Genomic DNA, 20224 nt, shown 5'->3' with positions numbered 1-20224 from the left:
AGGATTGCACACAACCACTTTTACGGCCACATTAACTTTTTTCTAACATTTTTGAGTTCACAAAAAGTGTATCTTTGCAGCAAGACCATCTCTTTCCAAAGAGTTTTGTCAAATGGTCCTATTGAAATTACATGAAAAAAGTAAACTTACTCATATTACAAGCATTTATTAAGCCCTTTTTGGTGACTTTCTTTATTGTCATGTTTGTACTGTTGATGCTGTTTTTGTTCAAGTACATCGATGACCTTATCGGAAAGGGGTTTCAATGGTATGTAATTTTAGAGCTTTTGGCTTACCAATGTGCCGTACAGCTTTCTATGGCACTTCCACTTTCCATGCTTCTTTCGTCCATCATGACCTTTGGTAACTTAGGGGAGAGTTATGAACTCGTGGCCATTAAGGCTGCCGGTGTTTCTCTTCGTAAAGCCATGACCCCATTGTTTATTGTGGTAGGACTATTCAGTGCAGGATCTTTTTTCTTCTCAGATTATATCCTTCCGGTGGTAAACCTGAAAATGGGCTCCCTGTTATATGATGTCCGTAAGAAAAAAGCGGATTTCTTTATCAAACCTGGGGTTTTTAACAATACCATTCCGGGATATAGTATCCGTGCAAAGGGAAAAAGTGAAGATGGGACCACCTTGAAAGATCTGATGATCTATGAGCACCCCTCTGGAGGAACGGCGAGCAATGTGACATTTGCCAAAGAAGGCTTTATCCAAAATTCAGCTGATAATAATTACATGGTCCTTGAATTAAAGGATGGTGTGCGATATGAGGATGCGCGGGTTGAAAACGCCAAACGTTATGACCCTAGGCAACAATTTACACGATTCAGGTTTAAAGAAACAACCACTAAGTTTGACATGGGTAGTTTTCAGATGAATAGGACTGACCAGGATCTATTCAAATCCCACCATCAAATGTTGAACCTCAAGCAATTGCGGCTCTATTCTGATTCCAATCGAGTCTATATCGATAGTTTAGAGTTGGTCAATGCTGGCGAAGCCAAACGCTATGTCAATTATTATTCTCCATATTTTAGGGAAAACAGTCCTGGAAGGACTGCAGCGAAGGTTTCTTTACCTGATCTAGATAAGAACGGGCAGTTGAGGATGGCCATTAACAATGGTCTGAGCCAAGCCAGGCAAATCAAGGATATGGCTGTCAATCGAGATGCTGAGTTTACCCCGTATGCTGAAAAGGATATCCGCTACGATATAGAATGGCACAGGAAATTCACCTTGGCCGTTTCTTGTCTCTTACTCTTTGGAATCGGAGCGCCATTAGGAGCAATTATCCGAAAGGGTGGTCTGGGACTTCCCGTCGTTATGGCCATTATATTTTTCCTGATCTACCATGTTATTGCGACCTTAGCAGAGAAAGCAGCGAAGGATGCAAGCCTGACGCCGATGTGGGGTATGTGGATGGCCATAATAGTATTGACGCCATTAGCCATCTTTTTGACCTATAAATCGACCTCAGACTCCGCCTTGTTCGATGCTGATCAGTATAAGATGAAAGCCCAGGCTATTTGGAATAAGATATCAGGGTTTTTCCAAAAAAAGAAAGAAACAAAAAGTACTACTTCTTAATAATAATTACGAGTAAATCAGAAGGAGTTGTCTACCCAGACAACTCCTTTTTCTTTTTATTTCCAAGGGGGTATATTCGATACGACTAATCAGAATTGGGGACTTTCCAGCGACCAATTGAAAAGATGTTCTTGGTCCATCCTCCCATCCTGTGCTCTGAACCCTTCCGAATGGCATCCAGGTTCAAACACCGTTACAATCAATCATCCTCGATACAAGAATAATCCCACAAGAAAACATTCTAAAAGCAGCAGGTTAAGTATTTATTAACTATCTAAAGCGCTTTAAATTAAGGGATTTTGAAACTATTTTTTCGAAATAACGACACTAAATGAATGAAAAATAAGGAGAATTAAATATTTCTTAATCAAGCCTTAATCAAATGAAAACATCCTCTCAATATTTTCGTGACCAATTTAATTGTCCAGTTAACAAGTATGAAGTTAACAATCAAACTAAACGTAAAAAATTATTATGCTTAAGAACATTTTTGGGCCCTGGCTCTTTTTACTCCTCATCTTTTCAGTTCCCTATCATGCTTTCTCGCAAAGTACCGAAGCGACCATTGTAGGAAAGATTACCGATGGTGCAGAACCTTTAAGCGGCACTACAATCACTATTCGGAACGAATCCACCGGTTTTACTCAAAAAACGGTAACCAATCAAAACGGTAACTATTCTTTTCAACAATTGCCCTTGGGTGCTCCTTACACTGTAACAGCAAACCATCTAGGTTTTCAGGAACAGAAACAAACTGATTTCCGATTAAACTATGGCGATGAATTAAATGTAAACTTTCAGCTGACAAATGAATCCAATACCATTGATGAGATTGTAGTTCAGGGTCAAGGTCTACAAAACAAGATCAGATCTTTAGGAGCTTCTACGGCAATCACTGCAAACGAACTTAAAAAGATGCCGGTAAATGGCCGTAACTTCTCTTCATTGATTGATCTTTCTCCAATGAGTACAGGAACCAACCTGGCCGGACAACGTGCATCCTCAACCAATTTTACCGTTGATGGGATGAACTCCAGAAGTACCGTTGCAGGTGGTAACAGTGGTGGAGCTTATTCAATTTCCATGGAAGCCATCCGTGAGTTTAAGGTGGTAACCAATGATTATGATGTGACTTATGGAAGAAGCGGGGGAGGTAGTGTAACTACGGTTACCAAATCAGGTACCAATACCTTGACCGGGAGTGCATTTACATTTGCAAGAACGGGTTGGTTATCCAGTAAGTATAACCTGAACGGAACCCCAAGGACCCAAGAGTTCTCCACTTATCAATATGGTTTTTCATTAGGTGGACCGATCATTAAAGATAAAGCACATTTCTTTGTGGCTTGGGATCATCAAACGGATTCAAGACCTCTATATATCGCGGATATACAGAACGCAGCGGATATCGGCCGTTATAAAGTAACCCAAGAAACCCTGGATGCCTTCAGTCAGATCGCTCAAAACCAATATGGTGCCGATGCAAACAGATTATTCGGTGCCTTCGATAAAAAGAAGAAAACTGATGCTGCCTTCGCAAGGATTGACTGGCAGATCAATGATAAAAACTTGTTGACGATCCGTAATAACTTTGTTTACGACCAAGACAATAATCAAGAAGGGGATAATTCAGGTATCAACGCTTACGAATCGTACATGAATCGTAAATACATTAACAATAGCTTAATGGCTTCCTTGAGAACATCGATCAGTCCTCGACTGACTAATGATTTCAAGGTGCAACATTTCTACGAAAGCTCTGATGTTTTCCATAATGTCAACGGCATAGGCCAAGATCAAAGTATCCCGCGTGCTATTGTTGAAAATGTGCAATCTAAAGATGGCGAGAAAGAATATTTCAACAGCATTCAGATCGGAGGACAACGTTTTTCTCCTGAATGGTTCCATGGAAACATGATCCAAGCTGTAAATAATCTTTATTTCAACACGGAAAAGATCAAATACACCTTTGGTGCCGATATCATGTATACCAATATGGATTTTCGCTACGGTAGTGAAATGAATGGTAGATTCTACTTCACCGGAATGGATAACTTTAAAAACCTAACTCCTTATCGTTATGCCCGTGATGTATATATTACAGATGAGGAAACCACCAAGGTCAATAATTTAGCTGTCGGTATCTATGGACAGATGGAAGCAAAGATCGCTAGAGGCCTAGATGTGGTTGCCGGCCTTCGTTTGGATAATACCCAATATCTAAGAAAAGCAAACTTCAATCAGGTGGTTTATGATGAATTAGGAATTTCAACGGACAATGGAATCAATACTTTCCAAATCCAACCACGGGTGCAGTTTACATGGGATGTCAATGAAGAAAGAAAGAATATCATCCGTTTTGGTGGAGGTGTATTCGGGTCGGCCTTAAACCCTTATTCCATGCTGAACAATATGTTGTTTGATGGAACACGCATTGCCGGGGTTGATATCACAGACCCGAGATTGATGCCAAGACCTAATTTTGAAGACTACAGGAAAGATCCAAATTCAGCTCCTGGAAAAGATCTATTAAATCAACCGGGCGTAGAAAAATTGGTAACCATCAACACCAACAGTAAGGATGTTAAAGTGCCAACGATATATAAGGCCAATATCTCCCTGAACCACTTTTTCACTCCTTCTTTAAGAGTGGGTGTGTCAGCTTTTGGTACCTGGGGAAGAAATAATTACATGTATGTTGACCGCAATATGGTTGATGAGCCGATGTTCCGTCTGAAAAATGAAGGTGACAGAGGGGTATATGTTCCGGCAAGTAGCATTAATCCTAAGAACGGTGCAGCAAACTGGGTTAACAGCAGAAAAACAACGGAAGTGGGCCGTGTGTTGGAAATGAACAGCGAGGGTAAAAACAATACCTATACCGTGGTTGTGGATGGTACTTACCGCTATTTTAAAGATGGACAAGTGACTATGTCATATACTTGGAATGATTCAAAAGATAATACCTCTTACAATGGTAATGTGGCCAATTCAGCGACCCTATCGTTAATGGTAAAAGATGATCCCCGTGATTTGAGTACCATGACTTATTCCGATAACCAATACCGCCATAAAGTAGTGTTTTATGGAACATTGCCATCCATGTGGGGTGTTTCCATGGGATTGCGCTATAGTGGTATCGCAGGAACGAGATATTCCATGGCCGTCCAAGGAAATGTCAATGGGGATTTCGTGAATTCCAATGATCTAGCCTATGTTTTCGATCCGAATAGCAATAATACTCCTGATAATATCCGTACTGGAATCAATGCTATCTTAAACAACCCGGATGCTGAACAAAGTATCAAAGATTATATCCAAAACAATGTAGGTAAAGTAGCAGAGCGAAATGGCGGTATCAATGGTTTCTACGGTGTATTCGACCTTCATTTGGCTAAAGAATTCAAATTCTACAAAACTCATGGTATTGAAGCATCCATCGATATTTTCAACGTTGCTAACCTTCTGAACAAAGAATGGGGAGTTGGAAACAACCTGGGTAAACAAAACCTGTATAGTATCAAAAGTTTTGATGCTACAAAACAAGAGTATGTGTACAACATGTCTTCTAATGTAGGGGTGTCTAACTTGAATGGAAGCCCATATCAAATCCAATTAGGATTGCGATATGCATTCTAATTGAAAGCATTAAACAACAATAAAAAAGGAGCTAGCGACTGATCACTAGCTCCTTTTGCTATTTAGATACCGATCACTTTATCGGTTTATATGTCATTACTGGATTATAACCGTGCATGACCGAATCATTCGTCAATTTCAGGGTCAGCTCATCTTCGGATAGATTGATGATTTTATAGGTATTATAAATAATCAACGAATCACTGGAAAGATTTAATCTGTTGAACAGCTTTTCATTGACGCGATATGAAAAGACCAGGGTTGAATCTTGTCCGTTGAAGGTATAATCTCCCCAATATTCTGAAATCCTGCTAGCTGTCCTTTCATGATCCATCTTACCCCTGAACAGGGACGACTCCTTGACGGAGTCCTGAACGGTATGGCTGTATTGCGTAGCGGTAAAGCTTAAAGTGGTTACTCTGTTGTAATGTTCCGGACTACTGTTGTCCGTAAAAACCTCATCGATCAGGATATCATTTTTCCAAATGTACTTTTCCAATAGGGTTTTGTCAAACTCACCTTCAAGAGGGGACATATCTTCCTCTTTACATCCTACAAGGATGCCAATAATAATAAAGAGTAGAAATCTTCCTTTCATGTTAATATCCCAAATTTGGTTATTGTTACTGGTAAGCTGGTTAATGTATATTTGATTAAATCAAATTTAAGCTAAAGTGTTTTACAATCAAACACTTATGTCTTATTTTTTGTTTGACTTATTATATTTTAAATTCCCAAAATAAGTTAACCATGCTCGGCACAAAAATGTATATTTTCTTTTAAGAAATAAAATATTTCGGAAATTAAATTTCGCATTTTTAATAATCGATGGAATAAAGTAGTATTTTCATTCCATGCTCATATTTTTCATCGCCCAAAAGGTTTAATCCGTAATTCTTTTTAATACCTTCGAATAACTTTGTTCCTGATCCAACTATTACTGGATTGAGCTTGATCTTTACTTCATCCAATAATTCATTACTGAGCAACCAGCCCGCCAATTGCCCACCTCCACACAAATAGATATCGGTATCTGCTTCTTGTTTCAGACGCTTTACCTGTTCAACATCCAAGGGAAGAACCCTGACCTGTCCATGTTTATTTTCAAATTCCAGGTTATTGGAAAGGATATACTGGGTCATGTGTGCATAGGTAGGAGAGGGATCACCTGGTTTTACTCCGAATTGATAGCCAAATTCGTAGGTCTTCCTGCCCATCATTACATGATTGAATGCTTTTAGATCTTCCAAATACCTTTTTACAGCCTCTCCTTCATAGGAAAATCCACTTACATCATCGTTTTCTCCGGAAATAAATCCATCTATGGACGAAGCCACATAATAAATAATTTTTTTCATGTTTTTCCTTTCTGCTTTAGTCTAGCGTAATGTTCTTCTGTATGCCTACTTCCTCCAAAAAATACTGATCGTGTGAGACAACGATTAAGGTTCCTTGGTAGGAGCGTATAGCTGCGGTTAATATCTCCATATTCTGTATATCGATATTGTTTGTTGGCTCATCTAGAATAATGATATCTGGTGCTTTGCTGCTGATGTTTAGGCAACATAATAACAGGCGCATTCGCTCTCCTCCACTGAGGACCAAACAGCTCTTTTCCCAACTTTCCTTATGGAAAAGGAAACGGTTCAATCTGATCTTTACCTCATGTTCCAATAAACCGGATTGATTAAAGGACTGGGCCATATCATAAATGGAATTTGTAGACCTGACCATAGAATAGGTCTGGTCAACATATACAAAGCTGAAGTCCGCTTTTTTCAATTCGCCCGAATAGCTTGGCATCTCCCCAAGAATTAACCGTATCAAACTGGTTTTCCCGGAACCATTATTGCCTTTTATGACAACTCTATCTCCATATTGGAGCTGAAAATTTACGTTCAGTTTCCAGAGTTCTTTGCCATTGATTAGTAAATTGACATTTTTCAGCTCCACTAGGTTTTTTCCAATGGGTAGGCCTGATTCTTCAAATCCAAATTTCATTTGATCGATGTCCTGTAAATTTGCCCGGAGGCTGCTCAGATTTTGCTGGATTCCGGAAATCTTTTCCTGATGTACTCCTTTCAGTTTTGCACTGCTTCCTTCGGCCTTATTTTTTAAACCGCCCATCAGTATTTTAGGGATACCTGCCTTTTCCTGTTTTTTCTTACCGCGGGCATTCAGTTTGTTCTGCCTTTCTGAGGCTTCTCGCTCTTTTTCTTTGGCCTTTCGCAATTCTTTTTCCTTGGATTTGACATCCTGATCCAAAGCGTTGATGGCAATTTCCTTTTGCTCTGCGAAAAAATCGTAATTCCCTCCAAATCGTGAAATTCCGGTCTTGCTCATTTCGGCCATTTCTGGAATTAACCGCAGTAAAGCACGATCATGACTCACGATGAAAAGCGTCTTATTGCAGTTTTCAATAAACTGGTATAGCTGTTCTCGTGATTCCAAGTCAAGATGGTTGCTGGGTTCATCCATCAGGATCAATTCTGGTTCATGGATGTCGATGCCTGCAAGAAAGACTTTGGTCTTTTGACCGCCACTTAAGTTGTTGAACGGCTCATCTAAATGCAATCCTGCAAGATTCCATCGGCTTAAGGCTTGCTGTACCCGCTCTTCCAAAGACCAATCGTCATTTAGGATTTCGAAATTGTTCTCGTCCAGCTGACCATCGAGTATAGCCTGTAATGCTTTTAATTTACCATCGATGGCCAAAGCTTGGCCTATGCTCATGCCATCGTACCTATCCAGTAATTGTGGAATGTAATAGGGGATGCTTTCACAAAAGATCGATCCAGAAGTAAGCTTTAGCTCAGCAGCGATGGCTTTGAGTAAAGTAGATTTGCCTACACCGTTATTGCCTATCAAAGCAATTTTTTCATGCTTATTGATTGCCAGATGGAGGCCTTGAAATAAAATGTCTTTATTGGGATGAATATATGTTGCGTTCTGTATAATGACCATAATTCCTTTCGCTTTGAAGATAAAACCATACATAAGCATGCAAATGCTTTGTTAATTGTTTTCGGAAAGAAATTGGGTATTACATATATCCTGTTTTGATTATTGGTACTGCAAATATAGGATTTTTATTTTTAATGCATAGTTTTCATGACCTATGCATTCTCTATCGTCCTAAAGGTGAGGTTTATTCGCGCCCCATGTACCGTTTTGGTAGGAGGCAGCCGATGTAACCAATGGTCTTGGGTCTGGTCTTTCATGATCAACAGACTTCCATCTTCCAAGTAAAGGTCAATCTTCTCCTTGGAGGTTTTATGTTTGAAAGAAAACTTACGTTCAGCACCAAAAGTCAGGGAAGCGATGGCTCCATGCTTTTTCAGGTCCTTCTCGCCGTCACTGTGCCATGCCATCCCTTCTGAGCCATCATGGTATAGATTGAGCAGGCAGGAATTGAAAGTCTCTCCAGACTCTCTTTCTACCATTTCCTTGAGTTCAAGTAGCTCCGCTGTCCATGGTTCAGCAATTTTCTGTATGTTGGAATAGCTGTATCCAAATCGTTTATCACCATACCATGCTACCTTGCGCTTGGTTTCTATATGCCTGCCAAAGATGACCGCCTGGTCATTTTTCCAGCTAATGCCATGCAATAACTTTTCGTAATAGCCCTTATCGGGATCACAGATTCTTCCATAGTAATATACAGTCCCGTCATAGGGCAACAGGTTTTTACTTGGATTGGCCGTGTTAAATAGTTTCATGTTGATTTTCTTTATCGGTTTTTGCAAATTCCCAACCTAGCATCAGTGTTTTTCGCAGTGGATTCCATCGATATCCCCCAGTTTGTCCTGAAGTCTGGATTACACGGTGGCATGGTATCAAGTAAGCGATCGGATTGCTTCCTATTGCTGTTCCCACAGCTCTTGATGCGGTAGGTTGGCCAACTTTTTCCGCAATTTCCTTGTAGGAGTTCAATTTCCCTAAAGGAATTGACAGTAAGGCCTGCCAGACCTTCAGTTGAAAGGACGTGCCCTTTAAATGCAGTTTGATGCGTTTTAAGGAAGAATCTTCCAGATTGAATATCAATAGGGCTTCCCGATGGATGGCTTGCTCCTCAGCGATAAAAGTTGCGTTCTCAAAGGAATGTTTTAACTCTTCCAATCCTGCAGAATCATTATCGACAAAAGCGAGGTAACAGATTCCTTTCTCTGTGGAAGCAATCAGGCATTTTCCAAAAGGACTACCCTGAAAACTATAGGCAATGGACAGACCCTCTGCACCTTGTTTGAATTCTGCTGGAGTCATCCCTTCGATCTGAACAAACATATCGTGCAATCTACTGGTACTGCCAACACCAGTCAAGATATGGGTGTCAAAAAGGGTCCGTTTTTCTTCCTTCAACAATTTCTTGGCGTAGTTGACCTGTGTATATTGCAGGAATTTCTTTGGGCTGGTCCCGACCCAATCCGAAAACAATCGTTGAAAATGAAAAGGGCTTAAATGAACATGCTCCGCTATCTCTTCTAGGCTAGGTTTCTCCTGAAAGTGATCCTGGATAAACTGTATCGCCTTGGCGATACGGTCATAGTTTAACTCTTGTTGCGTCTTTTCCATATTCAAATTTCCGTACTGATCGGGACAATAAAAATCCGAATCTTGCTAATTTACAAAGAAGCTAGAACAATATTAGGTTTGGAGCTGCATGTTCGGGATGGGAGCTTGGACTAGATCATTATTTCGCGGGGAAGCTGTCCATATTTTTAGGGGCGAATTGAATTCGCCTGCTTTCTTCATTCCCCATTCATTAAAAAAACGGAAGGCAATTTTTTTCAATTGCCTTCCGTTTTTTTATTTCGCTAAATAACCGCCATCCACTGGGTAATAGGATGCCGTTACGAATGAAGCTTTATCCGAAGCTAGCCATAAAGCCAGCTCTGCTACTTCTTCTGGCTTACCCAATCTTTGGAAAGCATGTTGTGTTTCTAGATATTTCAGGGAGTCTGCATCCAGGTTGGCTTCAACCAATGGAGTTGCAATAAATCCAGGACCGATTGCATTGATGCGAACGCCTTTGGTCGCATATTCCCATCCTGCAGCCTGGGTCAGTCCGACAACGCCATGTTTTGCTGCAACGTATGCCGATGATTTCGCAAATCCTACTGCCCCAAGGATAGATGCCATATTAATGATGCTTCCGCCCACTTTCTCAATCTCTGGTAACTGATAGTGCATTCCATAGAATACTCCATTGAGGTTGATGTCAATGACTTTCTTCCAGCCTTCGATAGATAGGTCCCCAACGTTGTTGGATTCGCCACCTATTCCTGCATTGTTCACTGCAATATGTAGTGCGCCGAAATTCTCAATGGCAGCCTCCACAATTTTTTTATTGTCTTCGGCAGAAGAGGCATCTGCTTTAATAAAGATAACATTCCCCTCACCAAGATTGTTGATCAATTCTTCTCCTAACTTTTCGTTCAGATCCGCTATAACAACTTTAGCACCTTCTTTTACAAAAAGTTCAACGATTGCCTTACCGATACCGGAAACTCCTCCGGTCACAATAGCCACTTTGTCATTTAGTTGTTTCATATTGTTCGCTTATTATTTTGACAATAAGATACAAAGAATACAAGAGCAGTTATGTGACTTTTGTCATCCAAAAAGCTGATTATGACTTTAATAGGAAAGTGCAAGTCAAAGCTTACAATCTTTTGATAATCGCCATTTTTGGTATTACCTAATATGAATATTATTTTACCTTATTCGGTTTTCTCAGGGTTATCTGTACTCAGGATAATTGAATCTCCCTTGCCATATTCATTGGAATAGACCTTGATCAAAACTCCTACAGAAGATAGGATCAACGGACCGAAGATCAATCCCAACATGCCGAATAATTTTAGACCCAGCAATACCCCAAACACCGTGATCAGAGGTGGGACATTTCCCAATGTTTTTAAAATGGTAAAGCGTAAGATATTATCGATACTACCGATCAATAGGAATCCATAGAGGAGGATACCGATTCCATTGGCAGTTTCACCTCCGGCTAAGGTAATGATACCCAGTGGAACATAGATGGTCATGGTCCCTAATACCGGAACAATGGAAGCAATACCGGTCAGCATGCCCATCAGAATAAAATTATCTACCCCAAAGATCCAATAGCCCAACATGGCTACTAAACCTTGGAAAAATCCCAAGATAGGGATACCGATAGCATTGGAACGGACCATGGAATCAAACTCTTTCCATAGTTCTTGTTTGCTTTTTGGTGAGAAGGGTACACCACTGGAGATATAACTTTCCATTTGCCTACCATACACCAACATAAAATAAAGCACAAACAAAGCCACTATAATATTGATCATGACCTCGGCCACGGAGTTCAATATGCTTGGTACATATTTGGTAAATCGCTGCAGCATATTGAGCAAAGCTTCATCCGACATGTCAATATCCTTCAGGAATGGCTTGTCGGCCATATATTCCTTCAAGAGATTGAACTGGGAGACGATCTTATCCGTATTGTTCAAGAAACTGGTGATCTGTGGAACCAGATAATCAACCAAGGCCCAAATAGGCAATACAATAAAGACAATGGATATGAGAATAAACAGGAGACTGGTCAGGATCTTGTTCCATCTTTTTCGTTCTGTCAATTTAAAGTAGCTATTACGGAATAGCACATATAAAGTAATGGCACCTAGGAAGCCCGGCAAATAATAGTAAAGGTTCTTGAAAATTAGGATACATACCAAGATAATGATGATAATCAACATGATCTGGTTGATGGAATTGTTGTTAATCTGCTTCGTTCTCATATTCAGTAGCAATTTAGGTAAATATAGTGTTTTAGACAACAGACAATAGACATAAGACATAAGACCACTGTATAACCCTAAATAGAGCTTACTGCTTTAATATTAACTTAATTTTTCCAACAATGTTTTTGACGTTTTCACAGAGCCTATCGCATAAAAACCAAACAGCTTTGCTTGAAAAACAATTCAGCCATCTGTGCTTGTCAAAACTTGCTTGGCAAGGATAGGTCTAATGTCTGATGTCTAATGTCTCTTAGTCTATAAAATAAGAAAAGCCCATCCTTTTTGGGGATGGGCTTTTCTTATTTTATAATGCTTACGCGCCTAATTGTACACGTTTGAAAGCAGTAACAGTCAATCCTTTAGCAACTGAATCCAAGAACTGAGCGATAGATTTAGAAGAATCTTTAACGAACTCTTGGTTCAATAAAGTGTTTTCTTTGTAGAATTTGTTCAATTTACCTTGAGCGATTTTTTCTACCATTTCTTCTGGTTTACCTTCAGCGCGGATTTGTTCTTTAGCGATTTCAAGTTCGCGTTCGATAGTTTTCGTATCAACACCATCTTTATCGATAGCCACTGGGTTCATCGCAGCGATTTGCATAGCTACGTCTTTACCAGCTTCTTCAACACCAGCAGCATCAGCAGAAAGACCTACCAATACACCTAGACGGTAGTTACCGTGGATATAAGCAACAACTTTATCAGCAGCAACAGTTTCGAATTTAGAAACGTCGATTTTCTCACCGATCTTACCAGTTTGTTCGATCAATAAGTCAGCGATTTTAGTTCCACCGATTTCCAATGCTTTTAGGTCTTCTAGAGTAGCAGGGCTGTTCGCTAATGCAGCGTCAGCTACTGATTCAGCAAATGCAACGAAATCAGCGTTCTTCGCTACGAAGTCAGTCTCACAGTTTACCTCAACTACGATACCTGATTTGCCATCAGCCGCAGCTTTAGCAATAATTACTCCTTCGTTTGAGTCGCGGTCTTGACGGCTAGCAGCAACTTTAGCACCTTTTTTACGAAGGTAGTCAACAGCAGCTTCGAAATCACCATTAGCTTCCACTAATGCTTTTTTACAGTCCATCATACCAGCGCCAGTTTGTTGACGCAATTTGTTTACATCTGATGCAGAAATTTGTACTGACATAGTATATTTTTTGTTAAAATTACAATTGATGTGTTAAGCATTCCTTGAATTAAAATCAACAGAATGTTAACTTTTAATGTTCAATAGGTTCTTGCCTTTCAGCAAAAAAACCGGAAAGACAGGGGCGGTAAAAGGAAGCAGATCTTCCAGAAACCAACACTTGTCTATCCGGCTTATATTATAGAATAAGATTATTCTACGTCTTTCGCTTTACGAGTGCGTTTTCCTGGAGTCGCTTCAGTAGCTTCACCATTGTCAACTGCAGCTTTAGCAGCAGCAGCTTCTTTTTCCGCGTCCTCTTCTTTATCGCGCTTGCGCTCTTCCAATCCTTCAATGATAGCTTTACCAATTACGCTTGCAATTAAGCTGATTGATTTAGTCGCGTCATCGTTCGCTGGAATAGGGAAGTCGATGTTTGTAGGGTCAGAGTTTGTATCAACCATTGCAAAAGTAGGGATGTTTAATTTCATCGCTTCTGCAACCGCAATATGCTCTTTCTTAACGTCGATAATGAATAATGCAGCAGGTAAACGGTTCAAGTCTGCGATACCTCCTAAAAGGTTCTCTAACTTGATACGCTCACGTTGGATCATCAATTTTTCTTTCTTAGACAATACATCGTAAGTGCCATCTTTCTGCATTTTATCGATGTTTGACATTTTCTTGATTGATTTGCGAACTGTTGCAAAGTTAGTAAGCATACCACCTAACCAACGTTCTGTCACGAAAGGCATGTTTACTGCTTTCGCTTGTTCTGCCACGATTTCTTTCGCTTGTTTCTTTGTAGCTACGAATAAAACTTTACGACCTGATTTTACGATCTGTTTGATCGCTGATGCTGCCTCTTCTAATTTTGTAAGAGTCTTGTTCAAGTCGATGATGTGGATACCATTGCGTTCCATGAAAATGTACTTAGCCATTTTCGGATCCCACTTACGAGTAAGGTGACCAAAGTGAACACCTGCATCCAATAATTCTTGATATGTTGTTCTTGCCATTTTTTGATCCTCCTTATATTAACGTTTACTGAATTGGAATCTTCTACGTGCCTTACGACGTCCTGGTTTCTTACGCTCAACCATACGGTCATCACGTGTCATCAAACCTTTAGAACGTAAAGCAGGTTTTACTTCTGGGTTAAGCTCTACCAAAGCTTTTGCAATCGCTAAACGAACTGCTTCTGCTTGGCCTTTTACCCCACCACCTTGAACGTTAACATTGATGTCAAAATTTGCAAGAGAATCTGCTACCAATAACGATTGAGTAACGATGTATTGCAAAGGTAATGTAGGAAAATATTCCTTGTAATCTTTACCGTTTACGGTAATGTTTCCATTGCCAGCTGTTAAGTAGATGCGGGCAACAGCAGTTTTTCTTCTTCCTGAAGTGTTAGTTGTTGACATAATCGTTCTCCTTAAAATTTAACTGGTTTTGGATTCTGAGCCTCATGCTTGTGCTCTGTTCCAGCATAAACATATAGGTTCTTAAATAACTGACGTCCTAAACGGTTCTTAGGCAACATCCCGCGAACAGCTTTCTCAATGATGCGCTCTGGGTGCTTTGCCATTAACTCTTTTGGAGAAACGAAACGCTGACCACCTGGGTAGCCTGTGTAGCGAACATATACCTTGTCGCCCAACTTGTTTCCAGTCAATCTAATCTTGTCTGCATTGATAACAATCACGTTATCTCCACAGTCTACGTGTGGGGTGAATGAAGGCTTGTGCTTTCCACGGATCACTTTCGCAATCTCGCTTGCCAAGCGCCCCAAAATCTCGCCTTCAGCGTCAACAACGATCCATTCTTTGTTAACGGTGTTCTTGTTAGCAGAGACAGTTTTGTAACTTAACGTATTCACTTGCTTTTATTTAATTAATTAATAATGTTTTAAATCCTATTGTAATCACTACAATTAGGTCTGCAAAGGTACAATAATTATATTTAATTCTCAAAGCCAATTTTACTTTTTGTTTCCAGCTGTTTTTCATGGCTTTAGCTACATGGCAGAAAAGCCACAACATGCCCTATTTTGTTTGAAACCATTCATCTAAAATAATGCAGCCCCCCATGTGGCTAGGTATCGCAAAATAAGTTTTTTTTGTGTCACGCTGAAGGTTCTCCGAAGTGTCTCGGAACAATTCAATCATAATTGTATTGGTGAACAGGTCCTACACCGCAGGTGTAGGAAGATAGCAGGTTATGAGATATTTACGTACAGATTCTTCACACATCGTTCAGAATTGGATATTCCTGAGAGGGATTCAGGGCACAGCGAAGAATCTATTTTTTGTTTTTTTTTGAATTTGGGGTCATTCCGAAATCGTAAGATGAGGAAACTATTTTTTATTGTTTTATGCCGGTAAAGGGGATGTATAGAAAAACATTTTACCCACGCTTTGAGTTCTCCATGAGGAATTCCTTGAGTCTACAAAGATTTCACCCCTTCTTGGGGTTTCCCAATTTATAAAAACATTTATCCCTCCGAAGGAAGCCCTTGCAGGAAAAGCTGCAGAAGCCTTCAGTGAATTAGTTCCAGTTATCTAATCCAAATTACCTAACCAATGACCTTTTAGAAATAAACGGCTTTCAAGGAATAATCCCTCCTGTTAAGGCATATTTATAGGTGATTTTATCGTGATTTAACATTTCTTAAAGATATTCATTTAAACTTTTCTGCATTTTTGTACTCTTTAAAATTAATTTATTACCTTGAATTGCCTTAGACTGTGCGGTAAGCAAGATAAAAGGTGAATAATTAAAGAGATTTAGATGAGAAGATTACATTGGTGCAAACCCCTGGTTCTGGGAGTAATGTTGATGGCGGGACAAGTGTTGTTTGCGCAAGAATTGAAGGATGATAAGGGTTATAAGGAGCAATTGGCATCTATTGAGTCCAAGCTGAAAAGTGGGGATTTAGCAAATGCACTGCAAAGTATTGAAGAGACCCTGGAGAAATACCCGAATGGAGCAGAGGTCTACTATGCGAAATCCTTGTTATATGCTCAAGCTAGAAACTTTGATGTTGCCTTGCCTGCTGCTGAAGAGGCTGTGAAGATTGCTCCTGAGAATATCATATACAACAACCATCTTCTGGAACTGTACAAGAGCAAAGGTGATTTCACCTCTGCTGTCGAGTTATTGGATGAGTTCATCAAGAAGCAACCCAACAATCCGCAGGTATATCGCGAAAAGATCATGATGCAGCATGCCGGTAAAAAATCGGAAGATGCATTGAAGACATATGAAGAAACGAAAGCTAAGTTAGGTGAAACGGATACCCTAGATGTCCTGAAGGCTGAAATTCTGATGGATATGGATCGCCCACGAGAAGCCAATGAAGTTCTTCAACAGTGGAGAAAGAAAAAATCTCCGATTCGCCAGGTGTACAGTAGCCTGAGCTATATCTTGCTGGACGAAAAGAAACCGAAGGAAGCCCTGACCGTTTTGGATGAAGGGCTGGCCACGACAAAAGATGATCTGCTGTACCTGGATATGGCAGATGCCAATATGGCGCTGAAAAAAGGCTCGCAGGCTTTTGAGAATATCAAAAAGGCCTTTCAATCAGACGCGGTAACCTTTATCGACAAGCATCGGGTCATGATGAACCTGGTGAACAACAATAAGGATTTTACGAAAGACCAATTGCAGGACTTGGCGAACACCTTGGTGTTAAAGCACCCAAGGATGCCCGATAGTCATATGTTTAAAGGAGATATCCTTTGGATGCGTGGTGACCTTGACCAGGCCAAGTCACTTTACTTGACAACGGTGAGCATGAACCCGCAGCATGTGGATGCATGGCGTAAGTTGATCAATGTGGAATTGGCGCAGAACAAATTAGATGAAGCCATCGTGGATGGAAAAGAGGCATTGAGCCATAATCCCAATAATGTGATCATCACTTATTTTGTTGGGGTTGCCTATATGATGAAAAAAGACACCGACAACGCCAGGTTGTTCCTTGAGCGTGCCCTAGATCAGAGCGGCAATGAGAATGACTTCGTGAAGTCTATGATTTACGGTGGTTTGGGTGACCTTTACCATGAGATCAAGATGGAGTCGGCATCTGAAGTGGCGTACGAGGAAGCAATCAAATTGGATAGCAACAATGTAACGGTGATGAACAATGCAGCCTATTATCTTTCGCTACAGAAGAAAGATCTGGATAAAGCTGCTGCATACGCCAAGAAGGCAAATGAGTTGGAGCCAAATTCTGGAACCTTCCAAGATACCTATGCCTGGGTGCTATTCCAACAAGGGAAATATCAGGAAGCCTTGGTATGGATCGAGAAAGCGATCAAAAATTCGGAACCATCGGGCGTATTATATGATCATTATGGTGATATCCTGATCAAATTAGGAAAGACCAAGGAAGCATTGAAGCAATGGGAGAAGGCGATGACCTATTCGGAAGGAAGTGCCTTGGATAAGGAAAAGTTAAAACAGAAAATCAGTGAGAAGAAATATATTGAATAAAATCAGTTTGGTCTTGGCGTTATTGATGCTTGCATCAGCCTGTGCCAGTAAAAAGGCAACCGTTAAGAAGGAGGATGCCGCTGCTACAGCAAAGGGTAAGGACCTTTTGAGCACCTATGAATTGAACAATTTGAACTTTATCACCTTCTCAGGTCGGGCAAAGGCAAGGGTGCAGTTTGGTGAAGAGACCCAGAACGTAACCTTGAATGTGCGTATGGAACGGGATAAGGCCATTTGGATTTCGGTTACTGCACTCTTGGGGATTGAAGCTGCCCGGGTCTTGATTACTCCAGACAGTGTAAAGATCATCAATAGATTGCAGAGCGAGTATATCGCTAAACCATTTTCCTATATATATAGGTATACCAATCCTGGTATTTCCTTTAGGATGTTGCAGGATATCTTGGTAGGCAATATATCAACAGAGATGTTGCGTACCGATCAATTGCAGATCGCGACCAGTGAAGACGATGTGCAGGTTATCGGGGTGAAGGATGGATTGACCTTTCATTACGGTGTGAACAAAAGTAACAGACCGACCCTGTTCAACTTGATGGAGCTGGGCAAATCCAATAAATTGGAAGCTCAGTACAGTGAGTTTGCTGTAATTGACGGACATAATTTTCCACAGAGATTCACGTTAAACATTGAAGGTAGTGGTGCGAAAGTGTCTTCAGACATGCTTTACAACAAGTCGGAATTCAATAAAGGCGTGGAACTTAACTTCAGTATTCCGTCCAGATATAAGGCAATCAATTAATTGCTAGGCTGATTGAATGTAAAGAAATTGTGTTTTTATTATTTTCGTATTAAGTATATCCTTATTTTTGGAAGTTCTGTAAAATAGAGACGAAAGAATTTAACATTTCATGGATTTTAAAAAGATTGTACTCAGTATATTTTCCTTATTGCTATTTGTTGGCTTGAGCTATGGACAAAGTAGTTTGGAATTAAAGAAACAAAGGGAAAGAATAGATAGAGAAATTGCTGAGCTCCAAAAAATATTAAGTGCCAAGACCCAGGAGAAGATCCTATCCCAACAGGAAGTTGCTGCGCTGAGCAAGCAGTTGGATCTGAGGGAGAATAAAATCAGTACCATCAATTCGGAGTTGCGCATTATCAACAAAAACATTTCATCAAATAATGCGATCGTAGATAAGCTTAAGGCGGAGTTGGAAAAAATGAGACAGGATTATGAAAAGATGATCCTATTTGCATTTAGGAACAAGAACTCCTACAATAAGATGATGTTTATCTTCGCTTCAAAGGACTTTAACCAAGCCTTTAAAAGGGTGAAATACCTGCAGCAATTTACCGATGCCCGAAAGGTCAAGGTTGCCGAGATCGAGGGAACCAAGAAACAGATCGAGCTGAAGATTGCGCAATTGGAAAGAGATAAAAAGACGCAACAGTCCCTGTTGAAAGAACAGGAAGCTGAGCGTAATACCATAGCCAAGGATAAAGCGGCCCACTCTCAGGAGTTGAACCAATTGGCTCGTGAGGAGCGTACGTTCCGCGGTCAGTTGACGAAAAAACAACAAGAAAAGAAACGCCTGGATGCAGCGATCAAGACTGCCATTGCCCGTGAGGTAGAAGCAGCACGTAGAGCTGAGGAAGAACGCAGAAGAAGATTGGCGGAAGCTGAGGCTAAGAAAACAGGTACCACTGTTACAGAAGCCGAGAAGAAAATTGAAAAGAAAACAGGTTCAGCTGTACTGAACAACTCACCGGAAGCAACCAAGTTGTCGGCTGGTTTCTCATCCAACAGAGGACGTTTGCCATGGCCGGTTGGACAGGGTAATATTGTACGTAACTACGGTAGTGTTACGGTAGAGCGTGGAGTTCGTGACTTCTATGATTATATCCGTATCCGTACATCGGATGGGGCACCTGTAAAAACGGTATTTGAAGGTACGGTATTGCAGGTTATCAATATCGGATCGTATGCCGTGGTGGTTCAACATGGTGAGTATCTGACGGCTTATTCAAACCTGAAATCGGTAAATGTAAGCAAGGGTCAGAAGATCTCTACAGGGACCGTAATCGGGGCTGCAGACTCCGATCCAGAGGTAGGTTATTCCTATATAGACTTGAGCGTTTATCGCGGTACAACTTCGATGAATCCATCAATATGGATAGCAAGATAGTTACAGGGATTTAAATTATTTATCTATATATTTGTTAGATACACTAAAAGAAAAGAATCAGTAAATTAGTAGAATATGTATACATCAGGATTATTATTTATCGGTACCAATGAGATTATCATTATCGTGGTATTGGCTTTATTGTTATTTGGGGGAAAGAAAATTCCTGAATTGATGCGTGGGTTAGGACGTGGCGTGAAAGAATTCAAAGAAGGCCAAAAAGATGATCCAAATGCTGAAGGCAACACAAATACAACAGCTAATAATGATACAGTTAACAAACAAGGTTAATTATTTTCATTAAAAGATTTTATAAAGTTTCACTGGATACGTCATGTGTCTGGTGAAACTTTTTTTTTATAGCTAACCAAAAAGAATTGGCACAAATTGCCAACGATAAGCGAAGAACTAACACAGATAGTTTTTACA

The 20224-nt window shown here is 40.3% G+C and carries 17 protein-coding genes; 6 read left to right on the top strand and 11 right to left on the bottom strand.

The annotated features are described in order from the left end of the window. Positions 1-131: 131 nt before the first annotated feature. Both ACWICE_RS00220 and ACWICE_RS00215 read left to right on the top strand, forming a co-directional pair. Complete coding sequence (locus ACWICE_RS00220) at positions 132-1595, top strand: LptF/LptG family permease (protein WP_185210706.1); 1464 nt, start codon at positions 132-134, stop codon at positions 1593-1595. A gap of 474 nt (positions 1596-2069) precedes the next feature. Then, the gene (locus ACWICE_RS00215; RefSeq protein WP_313260197.1) at positions 2070-5234 is read left to right on the top strand and encodes a TonB-dependent receptor; all 3165 of its coding nucleotides are present in this window, start codon (positions 2070-2072) and stop codon (positions 5232-5234) included. A gap of 73 nt (positions 5235-5307) precedes the next feature. Here ACWICE_RS00215 and ACWICE_RS00210 read toward each other — a convergent pair whose 3' ends face one another. The 11 genes from ACWICE_RS00210 to rplM form a co-directional block, all read right to left on the bottom strand. Then, on the bottom strand, positions 5308-5832 hold the full coding sequence (locus tag ACWICE_RS00210; protein ID WP_185210702.1) for a hypothetical protein: 525 nt from the start codon (positions 5830-5832) through the stop codon (positions 5308-5310). 220 nt (positions 5833-6052) lie between these two features. After that, positions 6053-6592 carry a dihydrofolate reductase family protein gene (locus tag ACWICE_RS00205; protein ID WP_454297379.1) on the bottom strand — a complete coding sequence of 180 codons (540 nt, stop codon included), beginning with the start codon at positions 6590-6592 and terminating at the stop codon, positions 6053-6055. 16 nt (positions 6593-6608) lie between these two features. Continuing rightward, entirely contained in the window at positions 6609-8198 is a 1590-nt protein-coding gene (locus ACWICE_RS00200; protein WP_454297378.1) for an ABC-F family ATP-binding cassette domain-containing protein, read from the bottom strand. A 152-nt stretch (positions 8199-8350) separates the two neighbouring features. Then, on the bottom strand, positions 8351-8953 hold the full coding sequence (locus tag ACWICE_RS00195; protein ID WP_454297377.1) for an alpha-ketoglutarate-dependent dioxygenase AlkB family protein: 603 nt from the start codon (positions 8951-8953) through the stop codon (positions 8351-8353). Beyond that, positions 8940-9806 carry a bifunctional transcriptional activator/DNA repair enzyme AdaA gene (locus ACWICE_RS00190; protein ID WP_454290819.1) on the bottom strand — a complete coding sequence of 289 codons (867 nt, stop codon included), beginning with the start codon at positions 9804-9806 and terminating at the stop codon, positions 8940-8942. The genes ACWICE_RS00195 and ACWICE_RS00190 overlap by 14 nt, the downstream gene beginning before the upstream one ends. A 234-nt stretch (positions 9807-10040) precedes the next feature. Further along, positions 10041-10784, bottom strand: coding sequence for an SDR family NAD(P)-dependent oxidoreductase (locus ACWICE_RS00185; RefSeq protein ID WP_185210696.1), 744 nt, complete (start codon positions 10782-10784; stop codon positions 10041-10043). Between the two features lie 170 nt (positions 10785-10954). Beyond that, positions 10955-12019, bottom strand: coding sequence for an AI-2E family transporter (locus tag ACWICE_RS00180; protein WP_185210694.1), 1065 nt, complete (start codon positions 12017-12019; stop codon positions 10955-10957). A gap of 316 nt (positions 12020-12335) precedes the next feature. Then, positions 12336-13172 (bottom strand): translation elongation factor Ts, encoded by an 837-nt coding sequence (tsf, locus tag ACWICE_RS00175; RefSeq protein ID WP_093098737.1) that lies wholly within the window; start codon positions 13170-13172, stop codon positions 12336-12338. Positions 13173-13363: 191 nt separating this feature from the next. Next, positions 13364-14170, bottom strand: a complete 807-nt coding sequence (gene rpsB, locus ACWICE_RS00170) for a 30S ribosomal protein S2 (protein WP_093098738.1) — start codon at positions 14168-14170, stop codon at positions 13364-13366. An 18-nt stretch (positions 14171-14188) separates the two neighbouring features. Beyond that, a complete protein-coding gene (rpsI, locus tag ACWICE_RS00165; RefSeq protein WP_094255221.1) occupies positions 14189-14575 on the bottom strand; it encodes a 30S ribosomal protein S9 in 387 nt (128 codons plus the stop codon). A gap of 11 nt (positions 14576-14586) precedes the next feature. After that, a complete protein-coding gene (gene rplM / locus ACWICE_RS00160; RefSeq protein WP_094255220.1) occupies positions 14587-15030 on the bottom strand; it encodes a 50S ribosomal protein L13 in 444 nt (147 codons plus the stop codon). Positions 15031-15941: 911 nt separating this feature from the next. Here rplM and ACWICE_RS00155 point away from each other — a divergent pair. From ACWICE_RS00155 to ACWICE_RS00140, 4 genes are all read left to right on the top strand, one after another. Continuing rightward, entirely contained in the window at positions 15942-17648 is a 1707-nt protein-coding gene (locus ACWICE_RS00155) for a tetratricopeptide repeat protein (protein WP_454297376.1), read from the top strand. Then, positions 17626-18408 (top strand): DUF4292 domain-containing protein, encoded by a 783-nt coding sequence (locus ACWICE_RS00150; RefSeq protein WP_454297375.1) that lies wholly within the window; start codon positions 17626-17628, stop codon positions 18406-18408. Before ACWICE_RS00155 ends, ACWICE_RS00150 begins: the two co-directional genes overlap by 23 nt. A 109-nt stretch (positions 18409-18517) precedes the next feature. Next, on the top strand, positions 18518-19795 hold the full coding sequence (locus ACWICE_RS00145) for a murein hydrolase activator EnvC family protein (protein WP_185216081.1): 1278 nt from the start codon (positions 18518-18520) through the stop codon (positions 19793-19795). A gap of 75 nt (positions 19796-19870) precedes the next feature. After that, complete coding sequence (locus tag ACWICE_RS00140) at positions 19871-20086, top strand: Sec-independent protein translocase subunit TatA/TatB (RefSeq protein ID WP_093098747.1); 216 nt, start codon at positions 19871-19873, stop codon at positions 20084-20086. Positions 20087-20224: the final 138 nt, after the last annotated feature.

The sequence above is a fragment of the Sphingobacterium sp. NPDC055346 genome (assembly GCF_053645235.1).
The sequence above is the reverse complement of the archived record's forward strand: the minus strand, read 5'-3'. Positions and strand labels throughout refer to the sequence as shown.